This is a genomic window from Geodermatophilus sp. SYSU D00815, assembly GCF_054050035.1.
Genome location: NZ_JBJGYO010000006.1, coordinates 140,717 through 157,068, shown reverse-complemented (window position 1 = coordinate 157,068; position 16,352 = coordinate 140,717). Strand labels below are relative to the sequence as shown.

Sequence of the window (16,352 nt, the reverse complement as noted above, 5' to 3'; positions counted from 1 at the left end):
CGGTGACCTCCACCGCGGGGACCAGGGTGCGGCGGGCCGCCGGCCGCACCCTGGCCACCCTCGGCCGCTCGGTGGCGATCTTCGTCCCCGTCTTCCTCGTGGCGACGTTCGTCACGTTCGCGCTGCGGGCGCTGTCCGGGCTGAGCCCGGCCCGCATCCAGCTCGGCGAGAGCGCCACCCCCGAGGCGATCGCGCGGGTCGAGGCGCAGTGGGGCCTCGACCGGCCGTTCCTCGCCCAGTACTGGACGTGGTTCGAGGGCGTGCTCCACGGCGACCTGGGCACCAGCTGGTCCAACGGCGCGGACATCTCCCTGCTGATCGCCGAGGGCCTGGCGATCAGCCTGTCGATCGCCACGTTCGCGCTGGTGATCGGCGTGGTGCTCGGCTTCCTGCTGGGCACGCTCGCGGCGCTGCGCCGGACCACGTGGGTCGACCGGGCGATCACCGGCTTCACCACCGTCGTCTCGGTGATGCCCGCGTTCGTCGTCGGGATCGTGCTGGTCACGTTCCTCGCCGTCGGGCTGGGCTGGTTCCCCTCCGCCGGCTACGTCCCCGCGAGCGCCGGCCTGGGCCCGTGGCTGGCGCACATCACCCTGCCGGCCCTGGCGCTGAGCTTCGACGTCGTCGCCGACGTCGCCCGCCAGCTGCGCAGCGGCCTGGTCGCCGCCTACCGCGAGAACTACGTGACCGGCGCGGTCGTCCGCGGCCTGGGGCCGCGGCGGGTCTTCCTCCGGCACGTGCTGCGCAACGGCGCCGGTCCGGCGCTCGCGGTGCTGGGCCTGAAGTTCCCCGCGCTGATCGGCGGCTCGGTCGTGACCGAGTGGATCTTCGGCCTGCAGGGCTTCGGCCGGTTCGCCAACGACTCGGCGCAGGCCGGTGACGTGCCCGCGGTGCAGGGGGTGCTCGTCGTCTCGATCGTGCTGGTCGTCGTCTTCAACCTGGTCGTCAACGTCGTCCTGGCCCGGGTCACCCCGGCCTCGCAACGGGGGGTCTGATGGTCCGCCGCGTCCTCTCCCTGCCGTCGGCCCGGATCGCGCTGGGCATCCTGGTGGTCATCGCGTTCCTGGCCCTGGCCGGCCCGTGGATCGCCCCGCAGGACCCGCTCGCGGCGAGCGCGGACACCCTGGCCGGCCCGTCCTGGCAGCACTGGCTCGGGACGGACTACCTCGGCCGGGACGTGCTCAGCCGGCTGCTCGACGGCTCCCGGGACAGCGTCGTGGGGTCGGTCGAGGTCGCCCTGGTGGCCCTGGCGGTCGGCGCCGTCCCCGGCATCCTCTCGGTGTACCTGGGCCGGGTCTTCGAGTGGGCGACGCTGCGGCTGGCCGACACCCTGGTGGCCCTGCCGTTCCTGCTGTTCGCCGTCGCGGTGACCGCGCTGCTGGGCAACGGCCTCACGCAGGCGATGCTCACCGTCGGCGTGCTGGTCTCGCCGCTGTTCTACCGGGTGGCCCGGGCGGCGACGCTGGCCGTGGCGCGGTCGCAGTACGTCGAGGCGGCCCTGATCTCGGGCGCGTCGCTCGGCTGGATCGCGCGCCGGCACGTGTGGGTCAAGGTGCTGCCGCCGATCGCGGTGTCGCTCGCGCAGACGATCGGCGTCGGCTTCGTCGTCGTCTCCAGCCTGACCTTCCTCGGCATCGGCGTGCAGCCGCCGCAGCCGACGTGGGGCGGCCTGCTCGCCTCCGACCTGGGCTACCTGAACTTCGCGCCGTGGGCGCCGGTGGCGCCCGCGCTGCTGATCATGGCCACGGTCTGGGCCTGCAACGTGCTCGCCGACGCCATCCGCGACGTCTCCGGCGAGGCCGGCCGGGCGCTGCTGAACGCCCGCCGGGCCCGCGCCTCCCGCGCCGCCCCGTCCGGACCCGTCCCCGCCGGAGGTGGTGCCCGATGACGACGCTCTCCGAGAGCCCCGCCGCGCCCGCGACCCCGTCCGCCCCCACCCCGCCCGCCCCGGTGCTGGCGGTCCGCGACCTGCGGATCCGCGACCAGGTGGGCGACCGGGAGATCGTGCACGGCGTGAGCTTCTCGCTCCCGCCCGGCCGGGTGGTGGGCATCGTCGGCGAGTCCGGCAGCGGGAAGACGCTCACCTGCCGCGCCGCGCTCGGCATCCTGCCGGAGCACTTCGCGGTCTCGGGCGGCTCGATCGAGATCGCCGGGGAGGACGTCGCCGGCCTGACCCCGGCGCGGTGGACCGAGCTGCGCGGGTCGACGATCAGCGCCGTCTTCCAGGACCCGGCCTCCTACCTCAACCCGTCGATCCGGGTGGGCCCGCAGGTGGCCGAGGTCGTCCGCGTCAAGAAGGGCCTGCGGCGGCGCGAGGCCCGCGCCCGGGCCGTCGAGCTGTTCGCCGCCGTGCAGCTGCGCGACCCCGAGCTGGTCTACGACCAGTACGCGTTCGAGCTCTCCGGCGGCATGCTGCAGCGGGTCCTCATCGCCGCGGCCGTCGCCGCGGACCCGCAGGTGCTCATCGCCGACGAGGCCACCACGGCGCTCGACGTCACGGTGCAGGCCGAGGTCCTCGACCTGCTGGCCGACCTGCGCAACCGCACCGGGCTCTCCCTCGTCCTCGTCTCCCACGACCTCGCCGTCGTGGCCCAGCTCTGCGACGAGGTCCTGGTGCTGCGCCGGGGCGCCGTCGTCGAGCAGGGGCCGACCGCGGCGGTCCTGCACGACCCGCAGCACGAGTACACGCAGCTGCTCGTCGCCGAGCACGAGCAGTACGGGCTCGAGCGGTTCCTCACCCCCCGCCCGGAGGCGACCCGTGCCGGCTGACCCCACGCCCGTCCTCGAGGTCAGCGATCTCGCGGTGCACCTCGGGCCGCGCACGGGGCGGCGCCAGGTGCTGCACGGCGTCTCGCTGACCGTCACCCGCGGCGAGACGCTGGGCCTCATCGGCGAGACCGGCTCCGGCAAGTCCACCCTCGCCCGCGCGGTGCTCGGGCTGGTGCGCGCCTCCGGCGGCCGGATCGTGGTCGGCGGCGAGGAGGTGACGGGGTGCTCGGCACGGCAGTGGCGGGCGCTGCGCCGCCGCGGCGTCGTCCAGTACGTCTTCCAGGACCCGCTGCGCAGCCTCGACCCCGACCTCACCGTCGAGGAGTCGCTCGTCGAGCCGCTGCTCGTCCGCGGCGTCGGCCGCGCCGACGCCGTCGCCAGGGCGCGCACCTACCTCACCCGCGTGCGGCTGGACGAGGAGCTGCTGGCCCGGCTGCCCGGTGAGCTCTCCGGCGGCCAGCGGCAGCGGGTCGCCGTCGCCCGGGCCCTGATCACCGAGCCGGAGCTGGTCATCCTCGACGAGCCGGTCAGCGCCCTGGACTCGGCCACCCGCGTGCAGGTCCTCGGCATCCTCGAGGAGCTGCGCGACTCGGGCGTCGCGCTCGTCTTCATCTCCCACGATCTCGGCTCCGTCGCCGGGGTCGCGGACCGGATCGCGGTCCTGTACCGGGGCGAGCTGGTCGAGGTCGGCCCGGCCCGCGACGTCGTCGGCAACCCCACCCACCCCTACACCCGCCTGCTCGTCAGCTCGGCGCCGACCCTGCGCTCGCGCACTGCGGACCGCGACGAGCGGGTGGCCCTGCGTGCCCTGCTCGACGCCTGAGAGGAACCCATGACCCCGAAGCAGCTCTCCCTCGCGCTGCGGCCCTGCGGGCTCGCGCTCGCCGCCGCCGGGGCCGAGTCGTGACCGCGCCGCGATTCCGGCTCGGCTTCCTCACCCACGTCCAGGGCCGGGACGACGCCGCGACCACCTACCGCAACGCCCAGGACCTGTTCGTCGTCGCCGACGAGCTCGGCTTCGACGTCGGCTGGGTGGCCCAGCACCACGCCCCCGGCGGTGGCGGCGGCCTGCCGTCGCCGTGGCCGTTCCTCGCGCACGCCGCGGCCCGCACCCGGCGGATCCGGCTGGGCACGGCGATCACGATCCTCCCGCTGGAGCACCCCGTGCGGCTGGCGGAGGACGTCGCCGTCGTCGACACCCTCAGCGGCGGCCGGGTGGAGCTCGGCGTCGGCAGCGGCGGCAGCGAGCTGGAGTACGCCGCCTTCGGCCGCGACGTCGCGCGCAAGCGGGAGCTCACCACCGAGGGACTGGCGGTGCTCCGCGCGGCCCTGGCGGGCGAGGAGGTGGGCACCGCCGGGTTCCGGGTCCAGCCGCCGGCGACCGGCTTCGCCGACCGCGTCTGGCAGGGCGTGTTCAGCGCGCCCGGCGCGGTCCACGCGGCGCGGGCGGGGTCGAACCTCCTGCTCAACCGCGCCGCCTACGGCCACGACGCGCCCACCGACGAGGTCCAGCGCCCCTGGGCCGACGAGTTCCTCGCCGCCTGGACGCGGCCGCGGGCGTCCCGGATCGGGCTGTCCCGGTTCGTGTTCCCGGCCGCCGACCGGCGCACGGCGCTGGCGCAGATCGGCCCCGACGTGCTGCGCGCCGCGCAGCCCTTCGTCGCCCGCGGCGCGTTCCCCGCGGGCCTGGGCACCGAGGGCTACCTGCGCCGGTTCCACGCCTTCTACGGCCACCCCGACGAGATCGTCGCCGGGCTGCAGCGGGAGCGGGTGCTGCCGGTCGCCACCGACCTGATCACCCAGTTCAACCCGGCCGTCCCCGACCACGACGCCGCGATCCGCGCCCTGGAGCTGATCGCCACCGAGATCGCGCCCGCGCTGGGCTGGCAGCCCGCGCCCGACCGCCGCCTGGCAGGAGCCGCCTCGTGACCGAGCACCTGGACTTCCCCACCCCCGAGGGCCTGCGCGTCCGCGGCACCGTCGTGGTCGTGCCCGGGCGCGGCGAGGGCCGCTCGGCCTACCGGCGCCTCGGGAGCCGCCTCGCGGCCGACGCCTACGCCGTCCGCGTGGCCGAGCCGCCGGCGCTCGACGGCCCCGCCGACCTGCCCCGCCTGGCCGAGTGGCTCTCGGCCGTGGTTGGGCCGGACGCCGTCCGGCCGCTGGTGCTGGTCGGCGCCGACGCCGGCGCCGTGGCGCTGGCCGCCGTCACCGCCCGGCCGGCGCCGGACGCGACCTGGTGGCCCGACGGGCTGGTCCTGGCGGGCCTGCCCGGCCACGACCCGCTCGCCGCGGGCGGGTGGGACGACGAGCTGGACGCGCGCACGCACTGCCCCGTGCACCGCGCCGTCCTCGCCGACGGGGCCGCGGACCGGCGCGCCGGCCTGCGCGCCCCCCTCCCCGCCGGGCTGCTGGACCTCGCGTACGGCAGCACCGCCGCCGTCCCGCAGCTGCTGCTGGTGGGCGACGCCGACCCGCTGGCCGACCACGAGGCGCTGGCCGGCGCGGCGAAGGCCCGCCCCCGGGCGCGGCTCACCGTGGTGCGGGGCGCGCACCACGACGTCCTCAACGACCTGCAGCACCGCTCGGTGGCCGCCGAGGTGGTCACGTTCCTGGAGGCCCTGCGCGCCACCCCTGCCCCGACCCCGCAGCTCGCGGTGGTGACCAGTGCCTGGTGAGCCGCGGCACCCCGTCGCCGCCGCGTTCCGCGAGGTGATGGCGGGCGTCTGCACGCCGGTGTCGGTGGTGACCGTGCTGCGGCACGGCCGGCCGCACGGCACCACCGTCAGCGCGTTCGCCTCGCTGTCGATGGCGCCGCCGATGCTGCTGGTGGCCCTCGACCGCGGCTCGGAGCTGCTCGCCCGGCTCGCGGTCGGGCGCCCGTTCGGCGTGAACGTGCTCGGCGCCGGCCAGGCCGACCTGGCCGCCGCGTTCGCCCGCAAGGGCCCCGACCGGTTCGCCGGCGCGCGGTGGGTGACCGACACGGGCGCGCCCCGGCTGACCGGCAGCCCCGGCTGGCTCGCGTGCACGGTCGCGCAGCTGGTGGACGGCGGGGACCACGTCGTCGTCCTCGGGGACGTCGTGCGGGCGGCGGCCGCGGACGGCCCGCCGCTGACCTACCACGCCCGCACCTTCGGCACCCACCGGGCGGCCCCCGTGCTCGAGCCGGTGGCCGGCTCGTGAGCGCGCCGGGTCTGGGCACACCCCGGTCGACCGACGTGGTCGTGGTCGGCGGCGGGGTCACCGGCTCGGCCACGGCCCGGGAGCTCGCCCGCCGCGGGGTCGGCGTGGTGCTGCTCGAGCGGCTGGGCCCCCCGGGCGCGCGGGCCACCGACGCGGCCGTGGCGCCCCTGCAGGCCGACGCCGGGACGCTCGGCGCCGTGGTCCGCCACCACCGGGAGGTGCTGGCCGTCGAGCGCACGCCCGGGGACGGCGTGCTGGTCCGCTCCGCGGCGGGCGCGGCGGTGCGGGCCCGCGCGGCGGTCGTCGCGGCGGGCCGGTGGAGCGCCGGCCTCCTCGGCGGCGCCGTCCGCCTGGCCTCCGGGGGCGTCGTCCTGCACCGGGTCGGCCCCGTGGTCGTCGCCGCCGGGCTGAGCCGGGCCGAGGGCGCGACCCCGGCGGCGCTCGGCCGCCTGGTCGCCGACCTCGCGCTGGCCGACGTCGGCGCGCCCCTGCTCGAACCGACCGGGACCTGGTGAGGAACGTGAGCACGATCGCCGTCGTCGGCAACCCCAAGCCGCACTCCCGCACCCGCTCGGCCGCCGAGCTGGTGGTCGAGCGCCTGACCGGCGCACCGCCCGACCGCGTCGTCGACGTCGTCGACCTCGGCGCCGGCCTGCTGACGTGGAACGACCCGGCGGTCGAGGACGCCGTGGCGGCGCTGAAGGCCGCTGACGTGGCGGTGGTCGCCAGCCCCACGTTCAAGGCCACCTACACCGGGTTGCTGAAGCTGTTCCTCGACCAGATCGGCACCGGCGAGCTGGCCGGCGTCGTCGCCGTCCCGCTGATGCTGGGCGGCGGGCCGGCGCACGCGCTCGCACCCGAGCTGTCGCTCAAGCCGGTCCTGGTCGAGCTGGGCGCCACCACGCCGACGAGGGGCCTGTACCTGCTGGACAAGCGCTGGGACGACCCGGCGGCGCTCGAGCCCTGGCTCGCCGCGGCCGCCGCGCAGGTCGCCGCGGCCCGCACCGCGCCGCGGCCGTGAGCCGCTGGACGGGGCGGTGCAACCGTGGTTGCATCAACCCGTGAGCCCGTCGTCCGCCCTCGGTGAGTGGGTGCTGCTGTCCTACCGGTTGCCGCGGGAACCGTCCGGCCCGCGGACGACGCTGTGGCGGCGGCTCAAGCGGCTGGGCGTGGCGCAGCTCGCCGACGGCGTGGTGGCGCTGCCCGCCGATGCCCGCACGCGCGAGGCGCTGGAGTGGCTGGCCGACGACGTCCTGGCCGCGCGCGGCACCGCGGGGCTGTGGGTGGCGCGGCCGGCCACCTCGGCGCAGGAGCGCGAGCTGGCCGCGGGCATGGCCGCCGCGCGGGCGCAGGAGTACCGCGACCTCGCCGCCGCCTGCCGGGAGGCCGCCACCGCCGACCCGGCGGAGCGCGCCCGGGCGCTGCGCCGGCTGCGCGGCGAGTGGCGCGCGATCGACCGCCGGGACTTCTTCCCGCCGCCGGAGCGGGAGGTGGCCGCCGCCGCGCTGCGCGACCTCGCGTCGGCCGCCACCAGAGCGGACGAGGTGGCGGAGGCGGCGCCGTGAGGTGGGCGACCCGCGCCGGGGTGCACATCGACCGCGCGGCCTGCGCATGGCTGATCCGCCGGTTCCTCGACCCGGAGGCCGAGTTCGTCTTCGTGTCGGACCGCAGCGAGGTGCCGGCCGACGCGACGCCGTTCGACATGCGCGGCGTCGAGCTGGGCCACCACGGCGGCGACTGCTCGTTCGAGACGATCCTGCGGCACCACGACCTCACCGACCCGGTGCTGTGGCGGATCGCCGAGATCGTCCACGAGGCCGACCTCGACGACGAGCGCTTCGACGCCCCGGAGGCGCCCGGGCTCGACGTGGTGCTCCGCGGGCTGTCGATGACCGGGGACGACGAGCGCACCCTCGCGGTCTCCGGACCGGTCTTCGACGGCCTCTACGAGTACCACCGCCGCCGCCTGCTGCTCGGCCGCGAGCCCGCCTGACCCGGCACCGACCCGCCGCCCGCCCCCGATCGAGGAGCACGACGCCCGTGACCCGCGACACCTCCTCCCCCGAGCAGGACGCCGGACCGCCGACCCCGGAGCCGGCGCGGGAGCCGCAGACGACGGCGGCCGTCGTCCCGTTCCGGACGGCCGTGCGGGCCTGGTTCCTGATCTCGCTGCAGACGTTCGGCGGCCCGGCGGGCCAGATCGCGGTCATGCAGCGCACGCTGGTCGACGAGAAGCGGTGGATCGGCCAGCGCCGGTTCCTGCACGCGCTGAACTACTGCACGCTGCTGCCCGGCCCGGAGGCCCAGCAGCTGGCCACCTACGTCGGCTGGTTGCTGCACGGCACCCGCGGCGGCCTGGTCGCCGGCGGCCTGTTCGTCCTCCCCGGCGTGCTCGCGCTGCTCGTCCTCTCGGCGGTCTACGTCGGGTTCGGGTCCACCACCGCGATCACCTCGCTGTTCACCGGGCTCGCCGCCGCGGTGCTGGCCATCGTCGTCCAGGCCGTCATCCGCGTGGCGAGGAAGGCGCTGGACAGCCGGGCCCTGGTGGCCGTCGCGGTCGTCTCGTTCCTCGCGCTGGCGCTGTTCGGCGTGCCGTTCCCGATCGTGGTCGCCCTCGCCGGGCTCGGCGGCTGGGCCCTGGGGCGCTGGCGACCCTCCGCGCTGCCCCGCAAGGCGGCCGCCGACGGCCCCGACGCCGGCCCGCCGCCGGTGATCTCCGACGACGTCCTGCACCACGAGGCCCCCACCGCCCGCCGCACCCTGCGGGTGCTGCTGGTCGGGCTGCTCGTCTGGGGAGCGCCCGTCGCGGCGTTCGCCCTGCTCACCGGCGCGGGCAGCGTCTTCACCCAGCAGGGCCTGTTCTTCTCCGGCGCCGCGGTGGTCACCTTCGGCGGCGCGTACGCGGTGCTGGCCTACGTCGCCCAGCAGGCCGTCGAGGTCTACGGCTGGTTGGGTCCGCGCGAGATGGTCCGTGGCCTCGCGCTGGCCGAGACCACCCCCGGGCCGCTGATCATGGTCGTGCAGTTCGTCGCGTTCCTGGGCGCCTACCGCGCCCCCGGCGACCTCGACCCGTGGGTCGCCGCCGTGCTCGCCTCGCTGCTGGTCACCTGGGTGACCTTCGTGCCGAGCTTCCTGTTCGTCCTGCTCGGCGCCCCGTACATGGAGCGGCTGCGCGGCAACCGGTCGCTGTCGGCGGCGCTCACCGGCATCACCGCCGCCGTCGTGGGGGTCATCGCCAACCTCGGCGTCTACTTCGCCGTCCACACGCTCTTCTCCGACACCGTCGCCGTCGACGGCGGGCCGCTGGCGCTCGAGCTGCCCGACCCCACCACCCTGCGGTGGGTGCCCCTGGCCATCGCGCTGGTGGCCGCGGTCCTGCTGTTCCGCGTCCGGTGGTCGGTGCTGCGCACCCTCGGCGTCTGCGCCGTCCTCGGCCTGGCCGCCGGGCTGGCCGGCCTGCCCCTCGGCTGACGCCGCACCGCCGGGGCCGGCCCGGCGGTCACCCCTCGGCGGGCAGCGGCCGTGCGGGCCAGTCGAGCAGCCGCGCGCCGAGCACGGCGGCCTGCAGCGAGAACCGCTGGTCGGGCCGGGCCACGCTGTGGCCGGTCAGCTGCGCCACCCGGGCCAGCCGGTAGGTGACGGTGCGCACCGAGACGTGCAGCCGGCGGGCGGCCTCGGTGGCGACGTCGCCGGCGTCGAAGTACGCGTGGAGCGTCTCCAGCAGCACCTGCGGGCCGCCCCGGACCTGCGCCAGCGGACCCAGCAGGTCGCGGACCAGGTCGGCGATCGCGGCCTGGTCGCGGCCGAGCACCCGGTACACCAGCAGGTCGCGGGCGTGGACGACGTCGTCGTCGAGGTCCAGCCGGTCGGCGAAGCCGAGGCTCTCCCGGCACTCCTCGTAGGACCTCGCTACCCCGTACGCCCCGGGGAACGCGCGCCCGGCGGCCACCCGCCAGCGGCCGGCGATCCGCAGCCGCCCCAGGTCCTGGCGCAGCAGGTCGCCGGTGTCGCGCCCCCGCGCCGCGGCGCCGGCGGGCGTGGCCGCGCTGGGCACGAGCACGACCACGCGGCCGTCCTTGGTGGCGACCAGCACCTCGCGGTCGCCGTACCGGTCCACCACGGCGCGCTCCAGCAGGGTGGCGGCGCGGGCCACGTCGCAGTCGGCGTCCCGCGGGGCCACCAGCGCCACGTGGTGCGGCTTGCCCAGGTCGATGCCGAACAGCGCGGCGCGCTCGACCATCGCCGAGACGTCGGCGTCGCCGCGCAGCAGGTCGTCGACGAACTCCGCGCGCAGCGTCTCCTCGCGGCGGACCATGTCCCGCCGCTCGGACTGGTGACCCTCGACCAGGACACCGACCGCGTCGTCGAGCACCCGCAGCACGGCCTCCGCGGCGCGGCGCACCTTCTCCGGGTCGGCGGAGCGCGCGACGACCGGCAGCTGCCGCCACAGCCGCCAGGCCGCCGACAGGTAGAGGTCGACCGCCCGGCGGGCCCCGACGCCTTCGGCGGCCGCCCGCCGGCCCAGCTCCCGCACCGCGTCGAGCTCCCACGCGTCGGGACGGCGGCCGTGGATGGCGGCGTCGGCGAGCAGCGGCAGGTACCCGCCCAGCAGGTCGGCCGGGGCGCGGCTGGCGGCCGCCGCCGAGGCCCCCACCGCCGCCAGCCAGTCCTCCGGCACCGGCGCGCCGGGGTCGGGGCGCCGTCCGTCCGCGCTGCGGGACACGTGCGGTCCTCCTCCGCTGCTGGTCGACGACCGGCCCGTCGGTCCGTTGCCGACGACCGGCAAGGACAGCCTGCCCCATCCGACCGGCGCGGGCCGTGGCGGGGCGGCCCCGAGGGCGGGATGGTCGGGGGCGACGAGGAGGAGGTCGGGCGTGCTCAGCGATCACGAGCAGCGGGTGTGGACGACGTCGAGCGGTTCTGGGCCGAGGAGGCGGAGGAGCCTCCCCGCCCGGCGCCGCGAACCGGGCACCGGGCGTCCCGGCACCGGACCCGCCTGCCCGCACCGGTGGTCGCCTGCGCCTGGGGACCGATCGCGCTGACCCTCTTCGGCGCGCCACCCGCCGGCCTCGCGATCGGCGTCGTCACCGCTCTCGGCTGGGCGCTGTGGCGCGTCTGGCCGCGGCTCGGCGACCTGGGGGCGGGCACGACCTGGTCGGTCCTCGGCGAGGTCCACCGCGGGCTGTCGACGCACCGCCGCCCGGCGGGAGACCGGCGGGAGCACGGACCCGACGGCCGGTGAGGGCGGCGGCCGCGGCTCAGCGGCGCGGCACCTCCGCCGCACGCCGCGGTTGCCGACGCCCGGCACCGGCCGGCGTGGACGTCCAGCGGGTGCCGTGGTCGGCCGGGTCGGCGTCGGTGGCGATCGCCTCCAGCCGGGCCAGGTCGGCCGGGTGCAGCCCCGGCGCGCCGCGCACGGCGTCGAGCAGCAGCTCGATCTGACGGCGCAGCGCGGGCACGTGCTCGGGCCGGCCGGCGGCCCGGACGTGACCGACGAGCATGCGCAGCACGCGCAGCAGCGCGGCGGCGACCTGCGGCTGGGCGGGCGCGGCCTGCCGGAGCTGGTCGAACCCGTGGGCGACGTACTCCTCGGCCGACAGCTGCCAGGGCCGCAGGAGGAGCCGCTGGCCGTGCCCGGCGACGACGTCGGGCGCGGGGTCGGCGGTGAGCAGCCGGCGCAGCAGGCTCCCGACGCGCAGGGTGACCTCGACGGCGGTGGTGGGATCGTTGACCGCCGCGCTGAGCGCGCGCAGGCCGACGTCGACCAGCTGCCGCAGGGCGAAGTCGACGTCGCTCTGCATGGTGTGGGTGTCGGCGACGAGCACCGTCGCCGACAGGCGCCGCTCGGCGGCCCCCCGGTCCTGCGGCGCGGGCCAGACGGTGACCAGGGGCTCGCCGGCGTGGAGGTAGGCGCCGATGCGCGTCTCCAGGCGCACGGTGGTGCCCGGGGGCACGGCCGCCAGGAGCCGGTCGGCGGGCGCCTGGGTGACCCAGCCGTCGCGCGGCGCCGGCACGACGAGCACCGGCTCGCCCGGCGACGGGCGGCGCGGCACCCCGGGCCGCTCGGCGGCGGTGGCGGCCGCGGTGGCGGCGAGCACCTGCCGGCCCTCGTCCCCGATGCGCTCGACGACGCGGCCCACCTGCAGGCCGTGCGCCAGGTGGTCGAGGTGCGCCACGATCAGCAGCACGGTCACCACGGTGAGCACGACGGCGACGGTCAGCGAGATCCGGGGCGCCGTCCGCGCGCTGCCGGCGTCGACCGTCCGCAGGACCAGGACGGTGTAGACGAACGTCGCCACGAGCAGGCCGATGACGAGCTGGCTGAGCCGGTCGCGGATGAACGAGCGCATGACGCGCGGGGAGAACTGGCTGCTGGCCAGCTGCAGGCTGACCACGGTCAGCGAGAAGACGACCCCGGCGGTGGTGATGGTCGCCCCGGCGACGGTGCTCAGCAGCCAGGCGGCGGTGCTGCTGCGCATCGACAGGGTGAGCGGTACGGCGTGCCCGCCGGTGGCCCGGTCGGCCGCGGTGGCGATCCCGGCCAGCCCGATGCTGCCGAGGACCAGCACCGCCGGCAGCGCGAACAGGCTCTCCCGGAACCGGTAGGCCGCGGCCGCGGCGCGCATCGGCAGCGGCGGACGGCCGGCTGCCCTCACCGGCCGACCCGCCGGGCCCGCCGCGCCGGGGGCCGGTGCGGCGCCGTCCGCGGGCGCCGACCCGGGCGCGGGCCGCACGGCCGCGACCGCTCGCCGTCGGCGGGGTCGACGGCGACGGTCCCGGTGAGGCCGGTCAGCTCCAGCGGACGCAGGACGGCGCGACGACCACCGGTGCGCACGACCAGGCGGGCGCCGCGCGCCCGGCACCGGCGGTCGGTCCGGGCCAGGACGCCGACCCCGGCGGCGCCGAGGAAGCCGACCCGCTGCAGGTGGACGACGAGCTCGCGCACGCCGGGGCGGGTCGCGTGCGTGCGCAGGCAGGCCTCCAGCACCGGCGCGGTGCAGGCGTCGACCTCGCCGACGACCTCGACGACCGCGCGGCCGGGGTGGGGACCGGGAACGGTCGTGACCGACAGCAGGTCACCGGGCTCGAGGGTGGACCGGGGGGCGGGGGTGGGCAGCACGGGGACGCTCCTTCCAGCAGCCGTGGGGTCAGCGCAGGGGGTCGAACGGGGCCAGCTCGGGCGGGGCCTCGCCCTTGAGCACGGCCTGGGCGACGAGCTGCCCGGTGATCGGACCGAGCGCGATGCCCCACATGCCGTGGCCGCCGGCGACGAACACCCGCGGGGAGGCGGTGGCGCCGAGCAGCGGCAGCCCGTCGGGGGTGCACGGGCGGGAGCCGACCCACTCGCTGCGCCGGTCGTCGACGTCCACCCCGGCCAGGAAGGGGCGGACGGCGTCGACGACGGCGGCGACGCGGCGCGGGTCGAGCGGGTCACCGGGGCGGCGGAACTCCATCATCCCGGCCACCCGCAGCCGCTCCCCCAGCGGCGTGCAGGCCACCCGCTGGGTCGGGAAGTACAGCGGGCCGCGGGGCATCCGCTCCGCGGGCACGCTGAAGCTGTAGCCGCGGCCGGCCTGCACCGGCCGGCGCACGCCGAACCGCCGCGCCAGCCGCCCCAGCTCCGCGCCGGTGGCCAGGACGACGGCGTCGTGGCGCAGCCGCTCACCGGCGGCGGTGACGACCGTGACGCCGGCGTCGCGCAGGTGCACGTCGGCGACCGCCGCGCCCTGCACGATCTCGCCACCGCGCGCCTGCACGGCGAACGCCAGGCTGGTGACGAACTCGGGCGGGTGCAGGTACCGCTGGCCGTGGATCTGCACCGCGGCGCCCACCCGGTCGGTCAGCGTCGGCTCCACCGCCCGCACCCGCCAGCCGGTGACCGGGTGGAAGCCGGCCTTCTGCCCGGCGTCGCGGATGCGCTCGAGCTCGGCGCACAGGTGCTCGGCCTCGCGCTCGGTGCGGAAGCAGGCCAGGAACGTCTCGGCGCGGCGGGTGGGCGCCATCACTCCGCCGGCGGCCAGCACGTCGAAGGCCTCCAGCGCCCGCTCGTTCAGCGGCACGTACGCGGCCATGCCGCGCCGCCACGCCCGCGCGGTGCTGTGCCGGACGAACCCGGCGAGGAAGCGCAGCAGGGTGGTGTCGGCGCGCAGCGGCAGGTAGACCGGCGACCGCGGGCTGAGCACCGCGCGCAACCTGTAGCGCAGCACCGCCGGCTCCGGCAGCGGCGCGGTCAGCGCGGGGGTGAGCCAGCCGGCGTTGCCCCACGAGGCGCCGGCGGCGATGCGGTCGCGGTCGTAGACGGTGACCTGCACGCCGGCCTCCTGCAGGAACCAGGCGCACGACAGGCCGACCATGCCGGCGCCGACCACGGCGACCTGGCGGGGTGAGCCGGCGACGAACACGGGGCCGTGCCGGGACGAAGGATCGGAGGGCATGCCCGCTCCTCTCCGTCGACGGTGCGACGGGACGGGTCGACCGGACGCCCGGCGCACAGGTGCGCGCCGGCGCCGGTCAGGCCGGGAGGGCGGACCGGTGGGCGTCCGGGAGACGGAGAACTGGGGACGGGGCGCCGCGGCGGACGCGGCGCCGGTGCGGGCCGGTCAGCGCACCGGCTCGCTGCAGGCGACGCAGGTGGCGGCGTACGGCCGGAACTCCAGGCGCTCGACGGGGATCCCGCCGCGGCAGTGCGTGCACACGCCGTAGGAGCCGTCGGCGATGCGCTGGAGCGCGGCGTCGATCTCCTCGATGGTGCGCTGCAGGCTGGCCGCGCGGCTCATCGCGACCGGGTCGGGCAGGGACGTGGCCGTCTCGGCCAGGGCGAGCTCGCGCTGCCGCACACAGTCGGCGCGCTGGTCGGCGAGCAGGACCCGGAACGGGTCCCAGGTCGTCGTGGGAGCCGCGGCGGTCGCGGCCGGGGTGCTCGTGGTGAGGGACATGGTGCCTCCTGTCGGAGAAGCGGAAGGCGCGCCCACCGATCGGTGGGACGCGCCTGGGAGTGGGGGCTGGGACGACCGCGGGGTCAGCGCACTCCCGGTGGCGCCCGGTCCTGACTCCGTCGCAGCACGTCGAGGCCGTGCAGGCTCGTCGCCGGGGCGAGCAGCTCCCCGCCGGTGACCGCCGACTGCGGGAGGCCGGGCACGCGAGGACCGGCGGCGCCGGTCGCGATCGACGCGTGCACCCGCATGCCGGTCACCTCCTTCGCCGCAGGACCTCCGAACCCGTGACCTGACCATGCCCGCCGAACGGAGGGCCGGAAAGGGCGGCGACCGGTGAACCGACGCCCCGCCACGTTGCCGACGACCGGCAACGGCCAGCGGTCCCCGCACCGCCTCGCCCCCGCCGGCCGCTCCCCCGCGCTCCGCGATGACATCTGCGGTCTCGGGCCGTTCGAGCGCCGGAAAGCCCCGAGATCGCAGAACTCGCTGCGGGAGCCGACCGGAGCGCGGCCCTGGTGAGCCCGCCCGGGGCCAGTCCGGGCGGTGCTGCTGCCGCAGCAGCTCCAGCAGCCGCTCCTCCGTCTCGGGCGCCGGAGACGGGATCGTCATCGCTCCCCCGGGGTGCCCAGCGCGCTCCTCGAGCCGGCCGCCTCCCCGCTGGTCGGGCTGACGTGCACGTCAGCGCCGCGTCGCGTCACAGCTCGATCCGTGCGGCGCCGCAGACGGACCGCTCGAGGACGGCCAGACGCCGGCGCCCTCCCCGCTTCTCATCGGATACGACTCAGGCCGTCCTCCTCGAGGAGGACGGCCTGGTCATCGAGGTGGGCCGAGGGAACTCGACCCCTGACTCCCGTACGAGGACGTCGCCCGACGAGACCGCTCCGCAACGCCTGGCTGAGCGTCACCGCGCGGGCCGGGCCGAGAGCGGGTCGACCAGCCGGGCGCCTTCCGGCCCGGGCGGCACTCAGGACACGGCGGCCCGCACGAGGGCAGCGACCTTGTCCTGCACCTCGGGGGTCCACGTGACGAGCGCGAACCCCACGGGCCACACGTCGCCGTCGTCGAGGTGGGCCGAGTCCTGGAACTCCAGGGTCGAGTAGCGCTGACCGAACTTGCCGGCGTTCTTGAACGCGAGGACGACCTTGCCCTCCGGGTTCGCGTAGGCCGGCATGCCGTACCAGGTCCTGGGCGCCAGGTCGGGGGCGCAGGCGGTCACCGTGACGTGGACCCGCTCGGCGAGCGCGCGGTCAGCCGGATCCATCCTCGCGATGCTGTCGAGCAGGGCCTGCAACCCCTCGGCCTTCTTCGCGCCGCTCCGGCCCTCGGCGCGCAGCTCCTCCGCCCGCTGCTTCATGGCGGCCCGTTCCGCAGCGCTGAAGCCGTCGGTCGTCCTCGTGCTGGTGTGGGTGGACATGCTGCTGCTCTCCCTTCGCCGGCGGCCTCGTCCCCGGAGTCCGGTAAGGCCTG

General features: G+C 77.1%; 20 protein-coding genes. 13 read left to right on the top strand and 7 right to left on the bottom strand.

The window, feature by feature from the left end; all coding sequences use genetic code 11:
• Positions 1-2: 2 nt before the first annotated feature.
• The 12 genes from ACI78S_RS09525 (at position 3) to chrA (ending at position 9,420) form a co-directional block, all read left to right on the top strand.
• Positions 3-995 (top strand): ABC transporter permease, encoded by a 993-nt coding sequence (locus ACI78S_RS09525; protein WP_456972543.1) that lies wholly within the window; start codon positions 3-5, stop codon positions 993-995.
• Complete coding sequence (locus ACI78S_RS09520) at positions 995-1,888, top strand: ABC transporter permease (RefSeq protein ID WP_456972541.1); 894 nt, start codon at positions 995-997, stop codon at positions 1,886-1,888. The genes ACI78S_RS09525 and ACI78S_RS09520 overlap by 1 nt, the downstream gene beginning before the upstream one ends.
• Positions 1,885-2,769, top strand: a complete 885-nt coding sequence (locus ACI78S_RS09515; RefSeq protein WP_456972539.1) for an ABC transporter ATP-binding protein — start codon at positions 1,885-1,887, stop codon at positions 2,767-2,769. Before ACI78S_RS09520 ends, ACI78S_RS09515 begins: the two co-directional genes overlap by 4 nt.
• Positions 2,759-3,592: an ABC transporter ATP-binding protein gene (locus tag ACI78S_RS09510; RefSeq protein ID WP_456972537.1), complete on the top strand. Its 834-nt coding sequence runs from the start codon at positions 2,759-2,761 to the stop codon at positions 3,590-3,592. Before ACI78S_RS09515 ends, ACI78S_RS09510 begins: the two co-directional genes overlap by 11 nt.
• Before the next feature lie 80 nt (positions 3,593-3,672).
• On the top strand, positions 3,673-4,698 hold the full coding sequence (locus tag ACI78S_RS09505; protein WP_456972535.1) for an LLM class flavin-dependent oxidoreductase: 1,026 nt from the start codon (positions 3,673-3,675) through the stop codon (positions 4,696-4,698).
• Positions 4,695-5,444: a hypothetical protein gene (locus ACI78S_RS09500; RefSeq protein ID WP_456972533.1), complete on the top strand. Its 750-nt coding sequence runs from the start codon at positions 4,695-4,697 to the stop codon at positions 5,442-5,444. The genes ACI78S_RS09505 and ACI78S_RS09500 overlap by 4 nt, the downstream gene beginning before the upstream one ends.
• Entirely contained in the window at positions 5,434-5,949 is a 516-nt protein-coding gene (locus tag ACI78S_RS09495; RefSeq protein WP_456972532.1) for a flavin reductase family protein, read from the top strand. The genes ACI78S_RS09500 and ACI78S_RS09495 overlap by 11 nt, the downstream gene beginning before the upstream one ends.
• Positions 5,946-6,464, top strand: coding sequence for an FAD-dependent oxidoreductase (locus ACI78S_RS09490; protein WP_456972530.1), 519 nt, complete (start codon positions 5,946-5,948; stop codon positions 6,462-6,464). Before ACI78S_RS09495 ends, ACI78S_RS09490 begins: the two co-directional genes overlap by 4 nt.
• Positions 6,465-6,469: 5 nt before the next feature.
• Positions 6,470-6,970: an NADPH-dependent FMN reductase gene (locus ACI78S_RS09485; protein WP_456972528.1), complete on the top strand. Its 501-nt coding sequence runs from the start codon at positions 6,470-6,472 to the stop codon at positions 6,968-6,970.
• Between the two features lie 40 nt (positions 6,971-7,010).
• Positions 7,011-7,514, top strand: coding sequence for a Chromate resistance protein ChrB (locus tag ACI78S_RS09480; protein WP_456972526.1), 504 nt, complete (start codon positions 7,011-7,013; stop codon positions 7,512-7,514).
• Positions 7,511-7,942, top strand: coding sequence for a chromate resistance protein ChrB domain-containing protein (locus ACI78S_RS09475; RefSeq protein ID WP_456972524.1), 432 nt, complete (start codon positions 7,511-7,513; stop codon positions 7,940-7,942). The genes ACI78S_RS09480 and ACI78S_RS09475 overlap by 4 nt, the downstream gene beginning before the upstream one ends.
• A gap of 47 nt (positions 7,943-7,989) precedes the next feature.
• A complete protein-coding gene (gene chrA, locus ACI78S_RS09470; protein WP_456972522.1) occupies positions 7,990-9,420 on the top strand; it encodes a chromate efflux transporter in 1,431 nt (476 codons plus the stop codon).
• A 28-nt stretch (positions 9,421-9,448) separates the two neighbouring features.
• Here the strand turns inward: chrA and ACI78S_RS09465 are convergent, their stop codons facing one another.
• Entirely contained in the window at positions 9,449-10,672 is a 1,224-nt protein-coding gene (locus tag ACI78S_RS09465) for a PucR family transcriptional regulator (RefSeq protein WP_456972520.1), read from the bottom strand.
• A 177-nt stretch (positions 10,673-10,849) separates the two neighbouring features.
• On the opposite strand from ACI78S_RS09465, the gene ACI78S_RS09460 reads away from it, so the two are divergent.
• The gene (locus ACI78S_RS09460) at positions 10,850-11,191 is read left to right on the top strand and encodes a hypothetical protein (RefSeq protein WP_456972518.1); all 342 of its coding nucleotides are present in this window, start codon (positions 10,850-10,852) and stop codon (positions 11,189-11,191) included.
• 16 nt (positions 11,192-11,207) lie between these two features.
• Here ACI78S_RS09460 and ACI78S_RS09455 read toward each other — a convergent pair whose 3' ends face one another.
• The 6 genes from ACI78S_RS09455 to ACI78S_RS09430 all read right to left on the bottom strand — a co-directional run bounded on the left by ACI78S_RS09455 (position 11,208) and on the right by ACI78S_RS09430 (position 16,299).
• Positions 11,208-12,605 (bottom strand): DUF2254 domain-containing protein, encoded by a 1,398-nt coding sequence (locus ACI78S_RS09455; RefSeq protein ID WP_456972516.1) that lies wholly within the window; start codon positions 12,603-12,605, stop codon positions 11,208-11,210.
• Positions 12,602-13,069: an STAS domain-containing protein gene (locus ACI78S_RS09450; protein WP_456972514.1), complete on the bottom strand. Its 468-nt coding sequence runs from the start codon at positions 13,067-13,069 to the stop codon at positions 12,602-12,604. The genes ACI78S_RS09455 and ACI78S_RS09450 overlap by 4 nt, the downstream gene beginning before the upstream one ends.
• 28 nt (positions 13,070-13,097) lie before the next feature.
• Positions 13,098-14,384, bottom strand: a complete 1,287-nt coding sequence (locus tag ACI78S_RS09445; protein WP_456972512.1) for an NAD(P)/FAD-dependent oxidoreductase — start codon at positions 14,382-14,384, stop codon at positions 13,098-13,100.
• 165 nt (positions 14,385-14,549) lie between these two features.
• Complete coding sequence (locus ACI78S_RS09440) at positions 14,550-14,885, bottom strand: TraR/DksA family transcriptional regulator (protein WP_456972510.1); 336 nt, start codon at positions 14,883-14,885, stop codon at positions 14,550-14,552.
• 83 nt (positions 14,886-14,968) lie between these two features.
• On the bottom strand, positions 14,969-15,133 hold the full coding sequence (locus tag ACI78S_RS09435; RefSeq protein WP_456972508.1) for a hypothetical protein: 165 nt from the start codon (positions 15,131-15,133) through the stop codon (positions 14,969-14,971).
• Positions 15,134-15,849: 716 nt separating this feature from the next.
• A complete protein-coding gene (locus ACI78S_RS09430; RefSeq protein ID WP_456972506.1) occupies positions 15,850-16,299 on the bottom strand; it encodes an iron chaperone in 450 nt (149 codons plus the stop codon).
• Positions 16,300-16,352 lie beyond the last annotated feature (53 nt).